Source organism: Rahnella sp. RcJ3 (assembly GCF_009498575.1).
In the GTDB taxonomy this organism is placed as follows: Bacteria; Pseudomonadota; Gammaproteobacteria; order Enterobacterales; family Enterobacteriaceae; genus Rahnella; species Rahnella aceris.
The window spans coordinates 62,023-79,938 of the sequence record NZ_QSNX01000006.1 but is presented as its reverse complement, the minus strand read 5'-3'; the positions used below and the strand labels follow the sequence as shown (position 1 = coordinate 79,938).

General features: G+C 49.8%; 13 protein-coding genes. 10 read left to right on the top strand and 3 right to left on the bottom strand.

Translation table 11 applies throughout. From position 1 onward, the window contains the following. The first annotated feature begins 14 nt into the window (after positions 1-14). On the top strand, positions 15-563 hold the full coding sequence (locus DXU84_RS09780; RefSeq protein WP_013576895.1) for a helix-turn-helix domain-containing protein: 549 nt from the start codon (positions 15-17) through the stop codon (positions 561-563). Here the strand turns inward: DXU84_RS09780 and DXU84_RS09775 are convergent. Genes DXU84_RS09775 through DXU84_RS09765 form a run of 3 tightly spaced genes read right to left on the bottom strand, consistent with a single transcriptional unit; the run spans position 560 to position 5,672 of the window. Beyond that, positions 560-1,525, bottom strand: coding sequence for an acyltransferase (locus tag DXU84_RS09775; protein ID WP_013576891.1), 966 nt, complete (start codon positions 1,523-1,525; stop codon positions 560-562). The two genes, DXU84_RS09780 and DXU84_RS09775, sit on opposite strands and share 4 nt — an antisense overlap. Then, positions 1,522-4,587, bottom strand: coding sequence for an efflux RND transporter permease subunit (locus tag DXU84_RS09770; protein WP_013576890.1), 3,066 nt, complete (start codon positions 4,585-4,587; stop codon positions 1,522-1,524). Before DXU84_RS09770 ends, DXU84_RS09775 begins: the two co-directional genes overlap by 4 nt. Continuing rightward, the gene (locus DXU84_RS09765) at positions 4,587-5,672 is read right to left on the bottom strand and encodes an efflux RND transporter periplasmic adaptor subunit (RefSeq protein ID WP_126125125.1); all 1,086 of its coding nucleotides are present in this window, start codon (positions 5,670-5,672) and stop codon (positions 4,587-4,589) included. The genes DXU84_RS09770 and DXU84_RS09765 overlap by 1 nt, the downstream gene beginning before the upstream one ends. 290 nt (positions 5,673-5,962) lie before the next feature. Between DXU84_RS09765 and DXU84_RS09760 the strand changes: the two genes are divergently transcribed. From DXU84_RS09760 to DXU84_RS09720, 9 genes are all read left to right on the top strand, one after another. Continuing rightward, positions 5,963-8,674, top strand: a complete 2,712-nt coding sequence (locus tag DXU84_RS09760; protein ID WP_112197488.1) for a cation-transporting P-type ATPase — start codon at positions 5,963-5,965, stop codon at positions 8,672-8,674. Between the two features lie 1,110 nt (positions 8,675-9,784). After that, positions 9,785-10,258, top strand: a complete 474-nt coding sequence (locus DXU84_RS09755; RefSeq protein ID WP_223509121.1) for a helix-turn-helix transcriptional regulator — start codon at positions 9,785-9,787, stop codon at positions 10,256-10,258. A gap of 74 nt (positions 10,259-10,332) precedes the next feature. Beyond that, the gene (locus DXU84_RS09750; RefSeq protein ID WP_037033328.1) at positions 10,333-11,019 is read left to right on the top strand and encodes an EAL domain-containing protein; all 687 of its coding nucleotides are present in this window, start codon (positions 10,333-10,335) and stop codon (positions 11,017-11,019) included. A gap of 288 nt (positions 11,020-11,307) precedes the next feature. Continuing rightward, positions 11,308-11,523 carry a hypothetical protein gene (locus tag DXU84_RS09745; RefSeq protein WP_013576884.1) on the top strand — a complete coding sequence of 72 codons (216 nt, stop codon included), beginning with the start codon at positions 11,308-11,310 and terminating at the stop codon, positions 11,521-11,523. Positions 11,524-11,597: 74 nt separating this feature from the next. Further along, on the top strand, positions 11,598-12,254 hold the full coding sequence (locus DXU84_RS09740; RefSeq protein ID WP_013576883.1) for a YjbF family lipoprotein: 657 nt from the start codon (positions 11,598-11,600) through the stop codon (positions 12,252-12,254). Beyond that, positions 12,251-12,994, top strand: a complete 744-nt coding sequence (locus tag DXU84_RS09735) for a capsule biosynthesis GfcC family protein (protein WP_153375561.1) — start codon at positions 12,251-12,253, stop codon at positions 12,992-12,994. Before DXU84_RS09740 ends, DXU84_RS09735 begins: the two co-directional genes overlap by 4 nt. Further along, complete coding sequence (locus DXU84_RS09730) at positions 12,994-15,084, top strand: YjbH domain-containing protein (protein WP_194286513.1); 2,091 nt, start codon at positions 12,994-12,996, stop codon at positions 15,082-15,084. The genes DXU84_RS09735 and DXU84_RS09730 overlap by 1 nt, the downstream gene beginning before the upstream one ends. Positions 15,085-15,254: 170 nt before the next feature. Continuing rightward, positions 15,255-16,685: an undecaprenyl-phosphate galactose phosphotransferase WbaP gene (wbaP, locus tag DXU84_RS09725; RefSeq protein ID WP_013576880.1), complete on the top strand. Its 1,431-nt coding sequence runs from the start codon at positions 15,255-15,257 to the stop codon at positions 16,683-16,685. Positions 16,686-16,782: 97 nt separating this feature from the next. Then, positions 16,783-17,916, top strand: a complete 1,134-nt coding sequence (locus DXU84_RS09720) for a polysaccharide export protein (protein WP_153375556.1) — start codon at positions 16,783-16,785, stop codon at positions 17,914-17,916.

The following is a 17,916-nucleotide window of genomic DNA, read 5'->3' as shown; positions in this document are numbered from 1 at the left end:
ATCATGAGGCGGTTATGTCACAACCTATTAGCGTTATTTCGAAGGGACTGGTTCGTGAACGCCAGCGGGCTGGCCTGTCACTGGCGGAAGTCGCCCGCCGTGCCGGTATCGCCAAATCGACGCTTTCCCAGCTTGAAGCGGGCAACGGGAATCCGAGTCTGGAAACCCTGTGGGCGCTGTGTGTGGCGCTGAACATTCCTTTTGCGCGACTGATGGAGCCGGAAGTGAATAAAATGCAGGTGATCCGCCGGGGTGAAGGTCCGGCGGTAGTGGCGGAACTGGCGGATTATAAAGCGGTATTACTCGCGACCTGTCCGCCCGCTGCGCGCCGGGATATTTATCTGCTGACCACGCAACCGGGCGCTGACCGTATCTCCAGCCCGCATCCGCAGGGCTCGGTCGAGCACATCATCATCACCCAGGGACGCGCCCTCGTCGGGCTGGTTGACTCACCGGTGGAACTGAATGCCGGAGATTACATTTCCTATCCCGCCGACGTCGAACATATCTTTCGCGCGCTGGAACCGGACACCATGGCGGTGCTGGTATCGGAGCAGAGTTAAAACGTAATCAGCTTCTTCGTCACGCTATTCTTCAGCAGCAGCATTGAAGACAACACTGAAAGCAGGAAAGTCAGCAGGATGACGAACAGTTTGGCGGTCAGGGAGTTGATCGGGATCCACTGGATTAATAAATTGAAAAAGGTGTAGTGGAGAATATAAACGCCGGTCATGGTTTTCCCCAGCGAACTGACCATTTCACTGACCGGCAACCGCGTGGCGTCCTGTTTCACGCCATTGGCCGCGATAATGATCAATACCACCAGAATATAGACCTGCGATCCGGTCAGAATAAAGCTGTTGCGCTCAAGGTTGAAGATGGAAAAGAAGAAGTGTTTTTCATAATACCAGGTGAAAATATAGACAAAAGGAATGGCGATGGCGGCGATTTTCGCCACCCGCGGGCGACCGTACAGGGCGGAAACCACCGGGTCATATAACAACTGGCCGGTCAGATAATAAAGTACCCAGGTCCAGATGCGGAACTGCGCGGGGGTTGAAAAAGATTTATGGTCAGTGAAATAGATCGCCAGCAGATCATACGCAAAGGAAAAAATCAGCAGGCTGGCGACCAGTGCCGCAAGAATAACCCGTCTTTTAGCCAGCCATTCCACCAGCGGATGAAAGGTGTAAATAATCACCAGCGTAAAGATAAACCACGGCTGAATCAGATAACCTTTCTGGTAAGGCTCCCATAAATAATAAATCGAAAACCAGAAAATGAAGAGGGTTAAGATGCTGCGTATTTTCTTCAGTTGCCATTCTGCCGTGTGCTGTGAACCGGCATCCATATAACCGGTGACCACAAAAAACAGCGGTGTGGCAATGGTGGAAATAAAGGTCAGGAAAGCCAGAATAGTGTCGTAGTTATAATTGTAATTGTCGTAAGTGTTATAAACGGTGAAAAAGGTCACGGCGGTCAGGCAGCCGAGCGTTTTAATAATATTCAGTCCCGTGGTGTTCATTGTGTACGTCGTTGCCCTTCACGATGGAAACAGTTGTAAATCACCGGCAGCGCCAGCAGCGTCAGCACGGTGGCAAATCCCAGCCCGAACATGATAACAACCGCCATGCTCTGGAAAAAGACATCAAGCAACAACGGCGCGAGGCCGAGCACGGTGGTAAACGCCGTCAGCAGGATCGGGCGCAGACGCGAAGTGGCCGCGTAGATAATCGCGTCGGTCTGGTTTTTCTCTTTTTTCTGCTGACCAATTTCTTCCACCAGCACGATGCCGTTACGGATTAACATCCCGCTCAGGCTGAGCAGGCCGATCAGCGCCATAAAGCCAAACGGAATACCGGTCAGCAGGAAGCCAAAGGTGACGCCAATCAGGGCCAGCGGCACGGTCAGCCAGATGGCGATGGCGTTTTTAACCGAGCTGAACATCAGGACGGTAATGATAAACATCATCAGGAAACCAACCGGCAGGGTGGTAAACAGCCCCTGCTGCGCCTCGGCGGAGTTTTCCGCGTCGCCGCCCCATTCGATGCTGTAACCGTGCGGTAATTTCAGCGCCTCAACCTGCGGTTTAATACGCGCCAGCATATCGCCGGAGGTTTCACCGCGGGCCGGATCCGGATCGGTCTGTACGGTGAGCACCCGCGAGCGGTCGCGCCGCATGATCAGCGGATCTTCCCATTCAACTTTAAAATCACTGACCACGTTACTCAGCGGAATAAATTGCTGACGTGTCTGGCTCCAGACCATGATATTGGCCATATGATCGACATCCAGCCGTTCCGATGATGGCGGGCGTAAAACAATCGGCATCAGCGTCGAGCCATCGCGGAAAATCCCTACGGTGCTGCCGCTGAAATTCATCTGTAATGCGCTGTCGGTTTCGCCTTTGTCCACGCCGAGTTCACGTCCCAGATACGGCGAAAATACCGGGCGAACCATTTTGCTGCGATCCTGCCAGTCGTTACGCACCCCGTCGGCTGCGCCGTCATCGAGGATAATCTTATCCACCTGACTGGCGATATTACGCAACTGGTCGGGATCGGAACCTTTGATTCGCACTTCAATCGCACTGTCACCGGACGGCCCGAACATGATGCGTTTCAGGCTGGCGTTGACTTCAGGATAATGATTGCGGATGTTCTGTTCAGTGCTGTGGGCCAGCGCGGCGATTTTCCGCTGGTCATCCATGCGCACCATAATTTGCGCATAGTTGGAATATTGCCGCTGGCCGTTGTAGGTGAGGATAAAACGCATCCCGCCCTGACCGACGGTGGTGACAGTGTTTTCCACGCCTTCCTGCTTGTTAATATCTTTTTCGATTTCACCGGCGATGCGCGCAGTGTAATTAATGTCTGTGCCGTAGGGCAGCCACAAATCGACGAAGAAAATCGGTGTATTAGAGGAAGGGAAAAAGTTCTGCCGCACGGCACCGAAACCCCATACCGAAGCCACCAGCAGCGCAGCCAGCACGCTGAGCGTGAGGGCCTGGTGTGCAAGCAGTGCGGAAAGCATCCGCCGGTAGACGCGAAATATCCTGCCACCGTAAGGGTCAATCTGTTCGTCCGGTTTTTTATCCGCCACTTTCATATTGGCGAAGGCCCATTTCACCAGGACCGGCGTCAGCGTCAGCGCGGTCACCCAACTGAGCATCAGCGAAATCAGCAGCACCTGGAACAGCGATTTACAGTATTCACCGGTCGAATCTTGTGACAGCCCGATGGGCGCAAACGCCAGAATGGCAATCACCGTCGCGCCGAGCAGTGGCAGCGCGGAACGCTTAATGATTTGCGAGATGGCGTTCATCAGCGGGTTACCCTGCTGGCGCGAAATCAGCACGCCTTCCACCACCACAATCGCGTTATCCACCAGCATACTGAGCGCGATAATCAGCGCCCCGAGCGAAATGCGCTGCAGTTCGATGCCGGACAAATACATGATCAGCAGCGTGCCGAGCACGTTCAGCGCCAGCGACACGGCAATAATAATCCCACTGCGTAATCCCATGAAAATCAGCAACACGCCGACCACAATTGCCAGCGCCATCAGGAAGTTAATGATGAAACCATCGACGGATTTCTTCACTTCAGCAGCCTGATCGTAAAACACTTTCAGCTGGATCCCGGCCGGTTTATCGGCTTCAAGCTGATGCATTCTGGCTTCTATCGCCCGGCCAATGTTCATGACATTCACGCCGGGAATATAAGAGACACCAATGGTCAGCGCATTACGGCCATTGGCGTGATAAATATTGCCCGGATGATCGGTGATCCCCTGCGAGATGGTGGCGATATCCCGCAGATAAATGCTGTGCGTCGAACCGGCGGGGCTGATCAGCACATTATTCAGCTCGTCAATATTTTCAAAGCCACCGGTCGGATGCAAACGGATCGACTCGCTGCCGACCGTCATGCTGCCCGCATCTGACACCATATTCTGGCGATTCAGCACGTCGGCAAGGCGCGGCAATGTGACGCCATAAGCAGCCATTTTTGCCCGTGAAATCTCAATGTTGACCTGTTCAGGAAGGATGCCGCCAATCGCGACTTTACCCACGCCGGGCACCAGCACCAGTTCACGGCGCAGTTGTTCGGCATATTTACGCAGTTCCGGGTTGCTAAAGTTGTCGCCATAAATCGAGAAAAAATAGCCGTATACATCACCGAAATCATCGTTCACAAACGGCGGGCTGACACCGGGCGGAAACTGCAACGTGGCGTCGTTGACGCGGCGGCGCAGTTCATCCCAGATTTGCGGCAGTTCGGAGGAGTGATAACGGGAATCGATATTGACGGTAATTTGCGATAAGCCGACGGCAGAAATCGAGGAAATATTATCGACGTAAGGCAGGCGTTGCAGGGCATTTTCCAGCGGCAGAGTGACTTCTTCCTCAACCTGCTGGGATGACGCGCCGGGATATTGCACGGCAACCACCGCGGTTTTAATGGTAAACGCCGGGTCTTCCAGCCGCCCGATATTGAACAACGCAATCAGCCCGCCCACGCCGAGCAGCAGGATCACCAGCCAGATGCGCGTCGGATTATTAATGAAGCTTTCGTTAATTCCCATCACAGACCCCGCTCTCTGGTCCAGATGCGAACCGGCTGCTGAGCGTGTAATTCCCCGACGCCCGCCGCCACCACTCTGTCGCCTTTTTGCAGTCCGGCGGTGATTTCAATGCCCTGAGACGTCAGCTCACCGACGGTGACTTTACGGTCTTCGACGTGCAGGGTATCGCCTTCACCGGCCACTACCCAGACGTGCGCGTCATTACGCTGGCTGCTGTCCGGATTAAAAACGGCTTCGACCGGGATAACCAGCGTACTGACCGGCGTTGCCGTGGCGAGATTGGCCGGATTCACCGTGACGGTGCCGCTTAATCCGGCCACCGCCGGGAAGTTTTCCGGACGCGGCATGATCAGCGTCACCTGCCAGGTCAGCGTATTGGCTTCGCTGCTGGCGGTGTGTTCTTTATAGGTTGCGGTGAATTCCCGGTCGGGAAGGTTGTTGATACGCACCCGCGGGCGGTAATCGACATTGCGTACATCCAGGCTGGTAAACAGATTTTCCGGCACGCTGAACACCACATCCAGCACGTCGGAACGGCTTATGGTTGCCACCGGCTGACCGGCGGCAACAACCTGATGATTGCGCACAGACAGCCGGGCAATGACGCCGCTGAACGGTGCTGTGAGGTTCAGATCGTTAAGTTCTTCCTGCGCAATTTTCAGTGCGGCAGCGGCGGAATCCCGGCTGGCTTTATGCACCTCGAGTTCGGCCTGCGACACCACGTTGCGCCGTGCCAGCGTCTGATAACGTTCAAACTGGCGCTGCGCCAGCGTGGCGGCGCTCTGACGATCGTTAAGGCGCTGACGGGCATCGTTGTTGGTCAGCCGGGCGAGAATTTGTCCTTGTTTTACCGCTTCGCCTTCGCGGACGTCCAGCGTTTGCAACTGACCTGCACGTTTGAAAGCAATGTCGGTGTTATCACCGGCTAAAATGCGCGCCGGAAAAACGCGGGTGCTGAGCGGGCTGGCGGCTTCTGCCGTCGCAATTTTAACCTGTCGGGGCGGGGAGGGGGGATCCGGGGCTTTCTGGTCACAGGCGCTTATCAGAAATAGGATGAGCAGAGCGGGAGAGAAACGAATGTCCATAATACTTCCCCTCATAAACAACACACGAAATAATAAATTAAGACAGAATATATAAGGACATTTAATGTGCTGTGCCAATATATTATATCTCTGACCTATTCTTATTGAGACTCAGGTTATCTGTTGTTTTTGTTAATCTAATTGTTTTTTCAAAGCCGGGAATTAACACTATTTAACACGGTATATTATAGTTTATACAGCTTTACGTATCTTGCCAGAAATTAACATCACAATTCTTGCATTACCCGCATCATTCATGAACCCTTTCAGGGATCAAGGAGTCAGGCATCATGAATAATCCAGCGCCATATTCCGTGAATAAAACAACAGAAACACTGTGGTATCAGCAAAGCGTAGAAGAAAGCCTTACCGGGCTACAGTCCGGGCCTGACGGGCTCTCCCCCGAAGACGCGAAAAATAAACTCCACCATTACGGTCCTAACGTCCTGCCGCAAAAAGAAGGTAAATCTCTGTTTATTAAGTTTATCTCGCACTTTAAAGATATTCTTATCTATATATTATTAGCGGCCGCTGTCGTCACGGCCATTATGGGGCACTGGGTTGATACACTGGTGATATTAGGTGTGGCGGTTATTAATGCTTTAATTGGTTTCATCCAGGAAAATAATGCTGAGAAATCATTGAAAAGCATTCAGAATATGCTTTCCAGTGAAGCGCTGGTATTACGCGGCGGACAACAGGTCACCGTCGGTACCGATGAAATCGTGCCGGGAGATATTGTTCTGCTGCGCCCCGGTGACAAAATCCCTGCCGATTTACGTCTGATTGACGTGCATAACTTACGTGTCGAAGAAGCCATTCTGACCGGCGAATCGACCGTGGTTTCGAAAAAGACCGGGGCGCTGGAAGGTGAGAAATCCATCGGCGACCGTAAAAATCTCGCGTTTTCAGGGACCACCGTCAGTTCCGGCACCGCCAGCGGCGTGGTGTTTGCCACCGGCGGCCAGACCGAACTCGGCCATATCAATGAAATGTTGTCCTCCATTGAAGACAACAAAACGCCGCTATTGGTGCAGATAGATAAACTGGGGAAATCCATTTTTGTCATTATTCTGTTCATGATGGTGGCATTGCTGATTTTTGGTTATCTGCTGCGCGACATTCCGTTTGCCGAGCTGTTGCTGTCAGTGATCAGCCTGGCGGTGGCGGCGGTGCCGGAAGGGTTACCGGCGATCATTTCGATTATTCTTTCGCTCGGCGTACAGGCGATGGCGCGTTCCAAAGCCATTATCCGCAAGCTGCCCACGGTGGAAACACTGGGTGCGATGTCAGTGATTTGCTCGGATAAAACCGGCACGCTGACCATGAACGAAATGACCGTCAAGGCAGTGATTCTGGCGGATAATGTCTGGACGGTAGAAGGCAACAGTTACGAGCCGATGGGCAGCTTTTCCATTGCCGGTTCGGCGTCGCCGCTGCCTGCGGATTCTTCGCCTTTGCTGACCCAGTTCCTGCGAACGGTAGATATCTGTAACGACAGCACACTGTCGCAGGATGCGCAGGGGCACTGGGGCATTACCGGTGGCCCGACGGAAGGGGCGTTGAAAGTATTGGCAGCCAAGGCGCATTTGCCAGAATTGCCGTTTAACCTCAGCAGTAAAATCCCGTTCGATTCTCTCTATAAATATATGGCGGTGGCCGGTGAGAAAAATGGCCAGTCGCAGATCATGCTGACCGGCGCACCGGACGTGCTGCTCAAACTGTGTCAGTTCCAGCAGACGCCGGAAGGGGCGGTGCCGCTGGATCACGCCTACTGGGAATCGGCGATCACGCAATATGCCAGTGAAGGATTACGCATGGTCGCAGCGGCCTGGAAGCCGGTCGATCAGCCGGTTGCTGCACTCGATCATCCGGAACTCAGTCACGGCATGGTGCTGATCGGCATTGCCGGCATGATGGATCCGCCGCGGCCGGAAGCGATTGTGGCGATTGGCGAATGCCAGCAGGCGGGGATCCGCGTCAAGATGATCACCGGTGACCATCAGGAAACCGCGATGGCGATCGGTAAAATGCTTGGCATCGGTAACAGCGAGAATTCCATCACCGGCTATGAGCTGGAGCATATGGATGACGCGCAACTGAGAACGGCGGCGAAGCAGTTTGATATTTTCGCCCGCACCAGTCCGGAACATAAACTGCGTCTGGTGAAAGCGTTGCAGGATACCGGAGAAATTGTCGGCATGACCGGCGACGGCGTGAATGATGCACCGGCGCTGAAACAGGCCAACGTCGGCATTGCGATGGGGATTAAGGGTACGGAAGTAACCAAAGAATCCGCCGACATGATCCTGGTGGACGACAACTTTGCCACCATCGCCAACGCGGTCAGGGAAGGGCGGCGGGTTTACGACAACCTGAAAAAAACCATCCTGTTTATTATGCCGACCAACCTGGCGCAGGGGCTGCTGATCATTATCGCCATTCTGATGGGCAATCTGCTGCCGTTAACACCCGTGCAAATCCTCTGGATGAACATGGCGACTTCTGCCACGTTGTCCTTCGGACTGGCATTTGAGAAGGCTGAAAGCCGCGTGATGCGCCGTCCGCCGCGTAACGTCAGCGCACACGTCATGGATAAATACGCCATCTGGCGCGTGGCCTTTGTCGGGCTGCTGATTTCCATCAGCGCCTTCATGCTGGAAGCCTGGCTGCAGCCGCGTGGTTATGAGCCGGAATTCATCCGCACCGTGCTGTTGCAGACGCTGGTTACCGCGCAGTGGGTGTACATGATCAACTGCCGCGATTCGGATAACTTCTCGCTCAGCCGCGGTCTGCTGCACAATAAAGGCATCTGGATTGTCACCCTGGTGCTGTTTGCGTTGCAGGCGATCATTATCTATGTGCCGCTGATGAACACGCTGTTCGGTACGCGTCCGCTGCCGTTCATCTATTGGATCATCGGCCTGATGATCGGTGTGGCGCTGTTTGTGATTGTTGAAATAGAAAAAGTGCTGACCCGCCGCTGGCGCAAAGCGAGTTAAGGCAAGCCCCTGGGATATTTTCCTCTCAGGGGCCTGTATATTACCGCAGAGAAAATACTCACCCGCTCACCTTCCCGCGCTTCAGCAGCCCGCATAAAAAACATCAACCAGCCGAAAGGCTGGTTTTTTATTGCGCATTCACCTCTCTTAATTGTCTGTAAATTCAACATATTGAAAAATTTACTTTTTAATATTTATCCGAGTTATCTGATAGCCACAATGATTTAAATGCTAATTACCCTGATTTATCTGCACGAATTTACGTTAAAAAGGCATTTTTATAAGAATAGTCTTGGTATTAACAGGCATGGATAATCAAATAATTATTATTATTTGCATGAAAATAAAGAATTAATTCTGTTTACCCTATGAGTTAAGAATATTCTTGGGTAAATTAGGGTTTACTGGCCTGGTTAATCGCTATGCATAAATGTGTATAAAAGAGCAATAGGTTAGTTTTTTTGAGCGGTTTTTCAGATAATGACTCAATAATGAAATTTGAATGTTTAGTTTTCGTAAAAAGCAAAATCTGAAATCACACTTAAAAAAGTGGAAAATCCTGTTTTAAAACAAAAATACAGACAGTTAAGTGTGTTAATGGAGTTGTTTAAATGAGAGAGATTCTTACTGAGATAGTTCTTAGATTTTGGGGGCGCTTAACCTTAAAAGCGTCGTATACGTCACATTTTGATTCCTAATTAGGAATAATTGTAAGAATGCGCCTAGAAAACAGGCATGCATTTAACGATAAGAAAGTGTAAATCGATCGGTCAAACCTATTGTTAGGTCTTATTATGAGCGAGAAAAACGATTTGAAGAGTTTCGGCTGCGTATTACTCTACGTACAGATACTGAAAAGTTTTAAATATGATTTAGAGCGGATCTAAACATTCTTTTTTCTTATCTCTTTCTGAGAGTGCTTTATTCTTCCCCGGATTAACGAGGCAGAATTTGAGCGTTTTTAAAACCACATAATTAGGCGGCCCAATGCCTCGGGTAATAATCTGGAGTGAGTGCCAATTTACTAAATTGGCGTTGAAAGAAATAATCTCCAAGAAGCTGCCTTACGTAGACAATGTCATCCCATTTGACCAGAACGAAGGGATGAACTTGTTTGCGAAAGATTACTTGATCATCGATCCTTCAGGCGGTGGCTTCCACAGGTGTTATGAGTTTTTAAGAGAAAATCTGAATATATTGGACCCGGAGAGAATTCTGATTGTGTCATCAGCTGTTGATATGTTAATGCTCGAGCTTTTACTGAAAAAGGAGTTCAAGTTCCTTAAGAAGAAGAGTGATCTGGTTGATGTCGAGAGATCAGTTGAGCAATTTATCCGGCTTCAGGGCAGCGCGATTAACAAGGAAGAATTCAATTATAATATTACCAAAATGGAAGAAAAAGTTTTGGTGATGATGATGTCTGGTCTGTCTGTCACCAGCATTTCAAATATTCTAAAGCTCAGTGTTAAAACGATTAGTGTTCATAAATGCAACTCATTGAGAAAAATAGGCGTTGATGCCAGCAGCAGTTCAGCTTTGTTCTTTTTGCACAAACACGCCGTGGGTAACAGAATTGTCAGATAACAAAAAAACTTTTTAAGCTGACCTTGCACAGTGCAGGTCCGCGACAGACGTTGCTATTTTTTCAGGGGTATGAAATGCGATCACTCAAAAGAAGTCATCCTGGCTTCCTGTATGAACCCATTGTGTCCGTCTCGGGAGTGATACTTGGTTTTGAGCTGGTTAAGAAAAAGAATACAAAGGAAAGCAACGAGTATTCAGAGGATTACGCATTACCTCTTTCTGCTGAAGAGAAGGTGAAGGACTTCTTCGAGCAGGTCACCACAGCGTGTGTGAATGAAAGTATCTTTGTCGCCAACGGCTTTTTATTGTCGATCAATATTGACTATGAGATTGCGGTGCATATTGCCAGCAATCAGGCGATACAAAAGGTTTTGCAGCAGCACAAATATATAAGACTGGAGGTGAGTGAGGATTTTCACGAATTCAATGCCGGGCAGGAACGCCCTGTGCTTCAGTCTTTAGCTGCATGCTGCCCCTTATGGCTGGATAATTTTGGCGCAGGTAACACCAGTCTTACGCTGGTGATGAGCGAAAAGTTTGAATATATAAAAATCAGTAAGACCTTTTTTTGGCAACACCAGGGAACTCAATCTCTAAGAAAAGTGATCGCCCATCTCAGGCCCTATTGCCGTGGCATTATTATCAATGGTGTCGAGAATTCGCAGCATATTGAGTACTTAAGCGGCAGTGATATTCTTGCTATGCAAGGTGCGTTATGGCTGCCTTATAGTCAGGATGAATTAATACAGTCATTTTTTTGAAAAAATTGACTTTTAAAATAACGCTGTAATAAGCACGAATAGCTAATTACTGCGGTTATTTTAAATGTACGGGAACCTATCGCCTGACCTATTTTTGGCGAGGGGAACCTGTGCGAATTATTACCGGAATTATCGTTTGGCAAATTGGTGGCCGTAAACCAGGGGCGGTAGCATAGCTAAAATATATACCGGTCTTAAATTGTACAATAATTATTTTCTATTGATATACTCAAAGGGCCCATTGGTTATTGGGTGAACAATTCGTTTGTCAATTGAAGAGGAGTAATTATGAGAAAATTTATGTTTTCTGTTATTGCCCTGATGCTGCTGCCGCTATATTCGCAGACAACATCTGCTGCTGAACTCAGCTCAGGGGAAACAGTGGCGGCAGTGGTCGGTACCAGCGGTGCAATATTAGCCGCAGGTCTGATTGCTGTAGGTAACGATGATAGCGATGGTAACAGCAACACCAATACCTCAACTACCACCACAACCTCACGCTAATAGGTCACTTAATTATAACCACACATCCGTGTGGTTATTTTCCCACATGATAATAAAGATATAGGGAATCACTTGTGCGCTATTCCTTATTGTTCCTCTGCCTCTTGTTACAAGCATGTTCCCCTTCGCAAAACAGTCTGGTTGATACTTTTAAGGTTGCCATTAAAGGGCCGCAGGATGTTGTGGTGCCACCCCAAAGAATTGCCGCTATTCCTTACGGCAGCATTTATTTAAAACTGCCTACGTCTGCGCAAATCTTTGTGGTCGGTTATCTCCAGGATGGCTTTGAAAAATGGAGTACCGGCGACCAGGTCGTATTTATTACCCAAAATGGTCGCCTGGTCCGGTCGGCCGGTTATTCGCAAGGGGATCTGCTGGAAGTCACCAATCTGCAACAAGACCCGCTGTTGCATGCAGCAAATTTGCGTGAAGGGGCAGGCTGGACACGTCTGATGCGCTGGACGGAGAACCGGCAGCCATTGTCATCCGTTGTGACATCCCGTTTCAGCCGTGAGGACGACGAAACCCTGACACTTCCCGGAAGAGTCGTCGCCTGTCAGGTCTGGCGCGAGGATGTGACGCTTGAGGCCACGGGTGACCGCTGGCAAAACACTTTCTGGGTAGATCCGCACAGCGGATTGGTGCTCAAGAGCAATCAGAGGTTGGGAGCAGATATGCCGGTGAGTATGACATTGCTCAAACCTGCCAATGCGGGGATCCCACCAGCATGAAAATAAAAACGCTTTTATTCATTTTTAGCGCCTTGCCGGGGATGGCATTTTCCGAGGGCAACGTGGCCGTTTACACCAGCGCCTCTCAGGGGCAGCCTGCCCAGGTACTCAGCCATATTAAAGATATGCGCCAGATGATGGCGGAGTCCGATCTGATCCGCCAATCCTGGTCGCCCGGCACCGTGATTGCTGTGCCTGCCGCTACGCCTGAGGCGCAGCAACAGTATCTGTCCATGCAGAACCAGCTCAAGGCCTGGCGTGCCACGGAGAATGGCGATACGCAGCAGACCATTAACCGTGTCATTCAGCAGTTGCAGGGGTTGCAGGTTACCGGTCGTCAGTTTACCCCGATGGATGCGGATTTGATCCTCAACAACAATGCCGCTAACCGCCAGTTACAGGGGGATTATCGCGTCTATACCGCAACGCGTCCCAACAGCGTGTTGTTGCTGGGTGCGGTGAGTGGTGCGGGAAAACAGCCGTGGGTTGCAGGTCGTACGATTCGTGAATATCTCGCAGACCATCAATTTCTTTCTGGTGCCAATCTGAATGAAGCCGTGGTGATTGATCCCAATGGAACCATCCGGGGCGCGCCGGTCGCGTACTGGAATTATCGCCACGCTGAAGCCCAGCCGGGCAGTATCATTTGGGTCGGTTTTTCTGACTGGACGCTGCCGCGCCAGTTTAAAAACCTTAATCAGCACATCGTCTCTGTTTTGGCGCACCGGATCCCTGAATGATGAAACCAAAATATCTTCTCAGCCTGCTTGCTGTGTCCGTGGTTTACGCTAATTCCGTCCGGGCGCAAACGTATGATGAACCCCTTGGTCCTTCACAGTCCGATTTCGGTGGCGCGGGACTTTTACAAACACCGACGGCGCGGGTTCCGAAAGAAGGGGAGTTCAGTGCCAACTACCGCGATAATGATGCCTACCGTTTTTATTCGGTCTCGATGGCGTTGTTTCCCTGGCTGGAGACCACGTTGCGTTATACCGACGTGCGTGACCGGCTTTACAGTAGTGATCCAAACTTCAGCGGCAATCAAACCTATAAAGACAAGTCTTTCGATGTGAAATTAAGACTGTGGGAAGAGGGCTACTATCTTCCGCAGGTTGCGTTGGGCAAGCGCGATATCGGCGGCACGGGGTTGTTTGACAGTGAATATCTGGTCGCCAGCAAAGCGGCCGGACCGCTAGATTTCACGCTGGGGATAGGCTGGGGTTATATCGGCAACAGCGGCAATATCACGAACCCTTTCTGCAAAGCCAGCGATAAATATTGTACCCGCGCGCAAAGCCATTCCACCGGCGATATTTCACTCAATGATATGTTCCGCGGCCCTGCGGGGGTATTCGGCGGCGTGGAGTATCAGACCCCCTGGCAGCCGTTGCGCCTGAAGATGGAATACGATGGGAATAATTACCGCGATGATTTCGCCGGGGCACTAAAACAGAACAGTAAGTTTAACTTCGGTGCTGTTTATCGCCTGGCAAGCTGGATGGATGTCAACGCCAGCTACGAGCGTGGCAATACCTTTATGTTCGGGTTTACCCTGCGCAGTAACATGAACGATTGGGTTCCTCATCAGATTGATGACCCGGTTCCTGCCTATCAGCCGCAGCCGCAAAGTGCGGGAATGGTTAATTACAGCGTCGCGACCGGGCAACTGGCTCAGCTGAAAGGCAATGCCGGGTTTAGCGAACCGCGTATCGACATCCGTGACGACACCCTCAACGTTACGGGTCAGCAGGATAAATATCGCAATACGTCCAAAGGCGTAGAGCGTGCCAATCTCATCATGCTGAATAATCTGCCGGAGAATGTTGACACCCTGGATGTTACCCAAAACCGCTTTGGTATGCCGATGGTCACCACACGTACCCGCGTGGCGAGCCTGCGTCAGCAGCAACAGGGTTATCCGCTGGGGCAGGAACAGTCCCTGAACCAGCAACGGATTGAACCGGTCACAGACGTCGGTCAGGGATTCTTTATCGGCAAGGACCGGTTTAATTACAGCCTGTCGCCGGTATTAAGACAATCCGTCGGCGGCCCTGAAAACTTTTATATGTATCAGATCGGGGTGCTGGCGGATGCCAACTACTGGCTGACAGATCATCTGCTTGTCGATGGCGGCGTGTTTGGCAACGTTGCCAATAACTACGATAAGTTCCGCTATGACGGCGTCAGTAATGACTCTTCTCTGCCACGCGTACGAACGCATATCCGTGAATACGTTCAGAACGATGTCTATGTGAATAACCTGCAAGCCAACTACTTCCATTATCTGGGCAACGGTTTCTACGGACAGCTTTATGGCGGTTATCTGGAGATGATGTACGGCGGCGTCGGGGGCGAAGTGCTCTACCGGCCACTGGATTCTGACTGGGCACTGGGTATTGATGCTAACTATGTCAAACAGCGCGACTGGGACGACATGATGCGTTTTACCGATTACAAAGCCGCGACCGGCAACCTGACAGCCTACTGGCGGCCGGCATTTATGGATGATGTGCTGGTGAAAATGAGTGTCGGGCAATATCTGGCTAAAGACAAAGGCGGCACGTTGGATCTCTCCAAACGCTTTGACAGCGGTGTCACCGTGGGAGCCTATGCGACGCTGACGAATGTCTCTAAACAGGAATACGGTGAAGGCTCCTTTACTAAAGGCTTCTACATCTCTGTTCCGCTGGACTTGCTGACGGTCAAACCGACACGCAGTACACCAACCGTCAGCTGGACACCACTGACGCGTGATGGTGGCCAGATGCTGGGCAGACAGTACGGCTTGTACGGTATTACTTCAGACAGAGATTCGCCGCAGTTGCCTTAATGAAAGGTTGTGCCTGACTGCAACAGTCAGGCACCTACAAAATGACTTATTTATTATTTTTCTGATATGTCAGCATGTCAGGAGACCGTTAATGAAGTCCATTATTATAAGCCTATTAACCTGATGTCCTCAGGTAATAATTATTTTTTGATACTTGTTGTGAGGGAAATATGACATTTCTCACCAGAAATTTTTACTCAAGCCTGTTTCTTGCTCTTTCGGATTTCGTCAGTTTTACCCTGTCGATTTATGTCGCTAAAATATTACTGAGCTTTATGCTCAAAGAGTTTGATGACTATATTCCCGCTCAACATGTTACTGCCCTGGTTTTATTACACTGGACGCTGGCATTTTGTTGTGTTGGCTGGTTCTCCATGCGCTTGCGGCATTATTACTACCGCAAAACCTTCTGGTTTGAACTGAAAGAAATTTTACGCACGCTGGTCATTTTTGCCGTTATTGAGATCGCGGTGATGGCTTTCGCGGAGTGGAATTTTTCCCGTTATATGTGGATCCTCACCTGGCTGTTGGTGCTGATATTTGTACCTTGTGCCCGCATGATGACTAAGCGTGTATTAACGGTTCTGGGTATCTGGCAACGCGATGCCATTATTATTGGTACCGGTAAAAATGCTCACGAGGCTTACAAAGCGATTCAAAGCGAAAAGAATCTCGGGCTGAACGTCACCGGATTTATTTCCAGCGAACTGACTGACAAGCCGGGGGACAGCATTGATGGCATTCCGATCATATTCTGCGATGACCTGTGGTTATTAACCCCGTGCGACAAGAAAACCCAGTTTATTGTCGCCGTGGAAGCACACCAGAGCGATATCCGTAACTACTGGCTGCGGGTGTTTATGATCCACGGTTACCGTTATGTCTCAGTGATCCCGACACTGCGCGGCATGCCGCTCGACAGTACGGATATGTCGTTTATTTTCAGCCACGAAGTGATGATCTTACGTGTTCATCAGAACCTGGCGAAATGGTCATCACGCTTCCTGAAACGTGCTTTCGATATTGTGGCTTCACTGGGGATTATTGCCATATTGTCTCCGCTGCTGCTGTATATCAGCTTCAAAGTGAGGAAAGATGGCGGCCCGGCAATTTATGGTCATGAGCGTATTGGTAAAGGCGGCCGTCCTTTCAAATGTCTTAAATTCCGCTCAATGGTAATCAATTCCAAGGAAGTGCTTGAGGAATTGCTGGCAAATAACCCCGAAGCACGCGCTGAGTGGGATGAGACATTTAAGCTGAAAAACGATCCACGTATTACGCGTATCGGACATTTATTGCGTAAAACCAGCATGGATGAATTGCCGCAGTTATTTAATGTATTAAAAGGAGAGATGAGCCTTGTTGGTCCGAGGCCTATTATTAACGCTGAACTGGAGCGTTACAGTGATGAGGTAGATTATTACTTGCTGAGCAAACCGGGAATGACCGGATTATGGCAGGTGAGTGGTCGCAGTGATGTGGATTACGAAACTCGCGTCTATCTTGACGCCTGGTATGTAAAAAACTGGTCGATGTGGAATGACATTGCCATCTTATTTAAAACAGTAAGTGTTGTGCTTAGAAAAGACGGTGCTTATTAACAGTCATTTAAATAATGCATCACCCTCATGTATTGGCTGCTAGTTATTAGCGTCATGGCCAACATCAATTTCTGTTGAACCACATGATATGGATTTTATGAAAAATAAAACGTTTAAGATTTCTGCATTATTCGGGGCTTTGTTACTGAGCGGATGTACGGTTATTCCAGGGCAGTCGTTAAGTACCATGGACAAAGACGTTGTTCAACCTACTGATAGCAATTATGACATTGATAAATTAGTTAACGTGTACCCGATGACGCCCGGCCTGGTTGATCAACTGCGTCCATTAACTGAAGAAGCACGTCCAAATCCTCAGTTAGATCTGCAACTGCAAAACTACCAATATCGTATCGGTGTTGGTGATGTGCTTATGGTTACCGTCTGGGATCACCCGGAACTGACCACCCCAGCCGGGCAATACCGCAGTGCCAGTGATACAGGGAACTGGGTCAATGCTGATGGGACGATATTTTATCCATATATTGGAAAAATATACGTAGTAGGCAAAACCCTCGCAGAAGTGCGTGATGAAATCACTCGTCGTTTAGCGACTTATATTGAAAGTCCTCAGGTCGATGTGGGAGTTGCGGCTTTTAGATCGCAGAAAGTTTATGTTACAGGGGAAGTTGTGAAATCTAGCCAGCAGCCAATCACTAATATTCCACTTACAATAATAGATGCGATTAATGCTGCGGGAGGAATGGCTCCTGACGCTGACTGGCGCAACGTGATACTGACTCATAATGGACAAGATACGCGTATATCGCTTCAGGCGTTGCTACAAAATGGGGATTTAACTCAAAACCATCTGCTTTATCCAGGCGATATACTATATGTGCCGCGCAATGATGACTTAAAAGTTTTCGTTATGGGAGAAGTAGGAAAACAAAGTACGCTTAAAATGGATCGCAGTGGCATGACGCTGGCGGAAGCATTAGGCCATGCGGAGGGGGTATCACAGGAAATGTCAGATGCTTCTGGGATTTTCGTAATCCGACAGGTTTTAGGCAGCAAACAAGGCAAAATTGCAAATATTTATCAGCTTAATGCAAAAGATGCTTCTGCGATGGTAATGAGCACAGAGTTTCACCTGCAACCATATGATATTGTTTATGTTACCACGGCTCCTGTGGTTCGATGGAATCGTGTTATATCTCAAATAGTGCCGACAATATCTGGTGTGCATAGTATAACGGAAGCAACCCGCTTTGTCCGAAACTGGGATTAA

Coding starts and splice junctions, on each gene's coding strand:
- DXU84_RS09780 (WP_013576895.1), top strand. CDS start 15: ATGTCACAACCTATTAGCGTTATTTCGAAGGGACTGGTTCGTGAACGC.
- DXU84_RS09775 (WP_013576891.1), bottom strand. CDS start 1,525: ATGAACACCACGGGACTGAATATTATTAAAACGCTCGGCTGCCTGACC.
- DXU84_RS09770 (WP_013576890.1), bottom strand. CDS start 4,587: ATGGGAATTAACGAAAGCTTCATTAATAATCCGACGCGCATCTGGCTG.
- DXU84_RS09765 (WP_126125125.1), bottom strand. CDS start 5,672: ATGGACATTCGTTTCTCTCCCGCTCTGCTCATCCTATTTCTGATAAGC.
- DXU84_RS09760 (WP_112197488.1), top strand. CDS start 5,963: ATGAATAATCCAGCGCCATATTCCGTGAATAAAACAACAGAAACACTG.
- DXU84_RS09750 (WP_037033328.1), top strand. CDS start 10,333: ATGCGATCACTCAAAAGAAGTCATCCTGGCTTCCTGTATGAACCCATT.
- DXU84_RS09745 (WP_013576884.1), top strand. CDS start 11,308: ATGAGAAAATTTATGTTTTCTGTTATTGCCCTGATGCTGCTGCCGCTA.
- DXU84_RS09735 (WP_153375561.1), top strand. CDS start 12,251: ATGAAAATAAAAACGCTTTTATTCATTTTTAGCGCCTTGCCGGGGATG.
- DXU84_RS09730 (WP_194286513.1), top strand. CDS start 12,994: ATGAAACCAAAATATCTTCTCAGCCTGCTTGCTGTGTCCGTGGTTTAC.
- wbaP (WP_013576880.1), top strand. CDS start 15,255: ATGACATTTCTCACCAGAAATTTTTACTCAAGCCTGTTTCTTGCTCTT.
- DXU84_RS09720 (WP_153375556.1), top strand. CDS start 16,783: ATGAAAAATAAAACGTTTAAGATTTCTGCATTATTCGGGGCTTTGTTA.